We start from the raw sequence: 3262 nt of genomic DNA on the forward strand, positions 1-3262 counted from the left end.
CGTTGTTTACGAGCTTACCTTATGGATGTCTCAAGTTATAATGATTAACTTCTCTTCAGTGATATGATATCACTTCTAGATAAAATAAAAAACTAGAATTATTACTTGAATAACTTCTAGTTCTATAATACGAAAGAGCTTTCACAAGCTCAATGTGGCAACTGCATTATTTCCATGGTATAAATACAGTTTTCATTATTTTTACTTAAATCCATATAGCATTGTGTTTCATCCATAAAACACATCAGCAGTTTATCTTCAATATTATATGAAGAAATGAATTCTTGCCCTTGAAGGATTGTCTGATCAATTTCTTTTTCAATATCCTCAATCATCTTTCTTGAAGAAACAAGTTCCTTCTTTAACAAATCAAGATTATCATGATAATAACAATGCATAAAAGATGATGCTTCATAAAATGAAGAAAAGAACAGTATATCAAATGCCGCAAACTCACGATCATTTACACCCGCACATAAAAGCATATAAGGCTTAGTATCTATTATATGTTTATAAATACATTTTAACTGAATACGATGCATATAGTCAGAACCCATTTCTTTATAAAGAAATATTTCAATACAATCACATGTAAAAGTAACGACCAATTTTTCATCACCTAACACATAATTATACTTCCCACTTTTCTCATCTGATGATTGATAAAGTTTCTCAATAATATGAAATAGACTTTTTTTATGAAATTCTACCAATGATGAATAAGAAAGAGCATCTTTAAGATTGCTTAAAAGCAAATGATCCATCTCTCTACAGGCATCATGATCATCCGTAAAAAACTGGACAGGACTTTTTAAATGATGACCGTAGTCCTGATAGCTTTCTTCAAAGATTAAATAAACATTTTCCTCCATAATATACACCTCTGCTATTTCATTATAAAACAATCAGAAAAAATAACATGGTCATATGTCCTATTGTGAACCTAAAAACTGGATTTATATAAAAAACTCTATCAAACAGATAGAGTTTACAGTAAATTCCTTTTTTCCAATACTCTTGTAGCATAAGAGCATACAGACTTTAATGTGATATTTTGTCTTAATGCTTCATCAATAATAGTGTCTACAAGGCGTCTTGCGATTCCCTGACCTTCATAGCCAGTATTCACTTCAGTATGATCAATAATCCATGTCTGATCTTCTTCTTTATATGTACATACACCAACTAAAATGTTTTTCTTTTCATCATCATAAGCTGCAGCACGATTACGGTCTGCTTCATAATTTACAGTTATCATTTTTATCCTCCTTGTAAAATCAACACATAAGATACTTCTTAATTCAAGAATAACGATTTATCTTCTGTTTTTCAACATAAATGCTTAATAAATATCAATAGAGTAAGCAATGATTAATAAATAACTGACTGTGTATTAATAGATAAACAAATAATTGAAAATAGAAGAACGTAATAAGATATTTATTTGGCATATCACTGTCATTGCTTTATCTATTGATACACCTATTATAAAGGATATCTTTTTGACATAAAAGGTTATAATATATTTTTGACCCAATATACACCATTTTCATAAATAGAAATATATATAATTGTCTTTTTGACAAATATTTGTTGACTTTTAAAAAAGTGAGGTCTATTATATACGCAAGAGCAAAATAAAAAATTCAATGACGGGAACACGTTGTGATCAGGAAGGCAATCAGAGAGTCTGTGGCTGGTGAAAACAGATTTGCTGATGATTACAGTATCGTCCCTAAGAAGCGGATTGAACAATATAGTAGATCTAGCCGGTTTCCACCGTTATATGGATAGCGTATGTTTGTACGTAAAGTGTCATGTTTAACATGGAAAAAGGATGGTACCGCGGATATATTCGTTCCTATATTGGAACGAATTTTTTATTTGCTCAAAGGGGGGATATTTTATATGAAATTTTTACAGAAATGCAGTAAATTTTTATCTGATTACACAGCATTGTTTGTTATTGCTGTCGCAATCGTAACATTTTTTGCTCATAGCTTAATGAGCTGGGTCAACTTCTCATTATTCTTTGATTTTGTTGGAAACAAATTCACTAACCAATCATTGATTATCGGCATTATCATGTTCACTATGGGATTGACTCTAACTACTGAAGATTTCAAGATCTTAGCAGCTCGTCCTTTTGATATCTGTATTGGTGCATGTGCACAATACTTGATCATGCCATTCTTGGCTTACACCTTAACAAAGGTTCTTAATCTTTCACCTGCTATCGCATTAGGATTAATTCTTGTTGGATGCTGTCCAGGTGGGGTTTCTTCTAATATCATGTCATACCTTTGTGGTGGTGATGTAGCTTTCTCTGTTGGAATGACTACTGTTTCTACACTTCTTTCACCAGTTATGACTCCAATCATGGTTTCATTGCTTGCTCATGGTGCTAAGATCAGCATCCATGGATTCCCAATGTTCGTTTCTATCTTAGAAACAGTTCTTTTACCTATCGCTGTTGGATTCTATCTTAACTACAAATTTGGTCAGCAGAAAGTATTTAAAGAATTACAGAGCGTAATGCCTGGTATCGCAGTTATTGGTCTAGCATGCGTTGTTGGTGGTGTTGTTTCTTCTCAGGGAGAAAACTTCTTCACTTCAGGTGTTGTCGTATTCGTTGCAGTTCTTTTACATAATAGCTTAGGATATGCACTTGGATACTTAGCTGGTAAACTTGCTGGTATGAACGTTAAGAAAAAACGTACAATCTCAATCGAAGTTGGTATGCAGAATGCCGGTTTAGCAACTAACCTTGTTACTACAACTGCACAGTTTGCCGCATTGCCTCAAGCCGCAATCATCTGCGCTGTCTCTTGTGTATGGCATTCTATTTCCGGAACACTTATCGCTGCGCTATTTGCTCAGATGGATAAACGTTCTGTATCAGTTAAAAACAAAAGCACACAGACTGAATTCTAAGCCAAAAGGACAAGCATTGCTTGTCCTTTTGTTTTGAGTTAATCATTGTATGAAGGGAAATTATGAATAAGTTGTAGCTTTATCTTTACTACAACTACAGTATATAAATACTTCATGGCATAATTATCTTGTGATTATCAAAAAATATGTGATATCTAAATATACAAAAAACAGGTGGGATTTGTCTTCCTCACCTGTTTTCTGCTTTTGGGATAATTATTTTTTGAAGGGAAATTATGAATAAGTTGTAGCTTTATCTTTACTACAACTACAGTATATAAATACTTCATGGCATAATTATCTTGTGATTATCAAAAAATATGTGATA

At 32.5% G+C, this 3262-nt stretch carries 3 protein-coding genes and 1 other annotated feature; of the genes, 1 reads left to right on the plus strand and 2 read right to left on the minus strand.

All coding sequences use genetic code 11. The annotated features are described in order from the left end of the window. Nucleotides 1–149: 149 nt before the first annotated feature. Together J6L95_RS06090 and J6L95_RS06095 are read right to left on the minus strand one after the other, a co-directional pair. Nucleotides 150–872 (minus strand): hypothetical protein, encoded by a 723-nt coding sequence (locus J6L95_RS06090; RefSeq protein WP_287458487.1) that lies wholly within the window; start codon nucleotides 870–872, stop codon nucleotides 150–152. Nucleotides 873–988: 116 nt separating this feature from the next. Beyond that, nucleotides 989–1258, minus strand: a complete 270-nt coding sequence (locus tag J6L95_RS06095; protein WP_287458488.1) for a GNAT family N-acetyltransferase — start codon at nucleotides 1256–1258, stop codon at nucleotides 989–991. A gap of 382 nt (nucleotides 1259–1640) precedes the next feature. Continuing rightward, nucleotides 1641–1866: a binding site (T-box leader), on the plus strand. Between the two features lie 42 nt (nucleotides 1867–1908). Here J6L95_RS06095 and J6L95_RS06100 point away from each other — a divergent pair. Continuing rightward, nucleotides 1909–2934 carry a bile acid:sodium symporter family protein gene (locus J6L95_RS06100; protein ID WP_287458489.1) on the plus strand — a complete coding sequence of 342 codons (1026 nt, stop codon included), beginning with the start codon at nucleotides 1909–1911 and terminating at the stop codon, nucleotides 2932–2934. Nucleotides 2935–3262 lie beyond the last annotated feature (328 nt).

Origin of the sequence: Kandleria sp., from assembly GCF_017934775.1 — a bacterium.
GTDB classification, from domain to species: domain Bacteria; phylum Bacillota_I; class Bacilli_A; order Erysipelotrichales; family Coprobacillaceae; genus Kandleria; species Kandleria vitulina.

Coding starts and splice junctions, on each gene's coding strand:
- J6L95_RS06090 (WP_287458487.1), bottom strand. CDS start 872: ATGGAGGAAAATGTTTATTTAATCTTTGAAGAAAGCTATCAGGACTAC.
- J6L95_RS06095 (WP_287458488.1), bottom strand. CDS start 1,258: ATGATAACTGTAAATTATGAAGCAGACCGTAATCGTGCTGCAGCTTAT.
- J6L95_RS06100 (WP_287458489.1), top strand. CDS start 1,909: ATGAAATTTTTACAGAAATGCAGTAAATTTTTATCTGATTACACAGCA.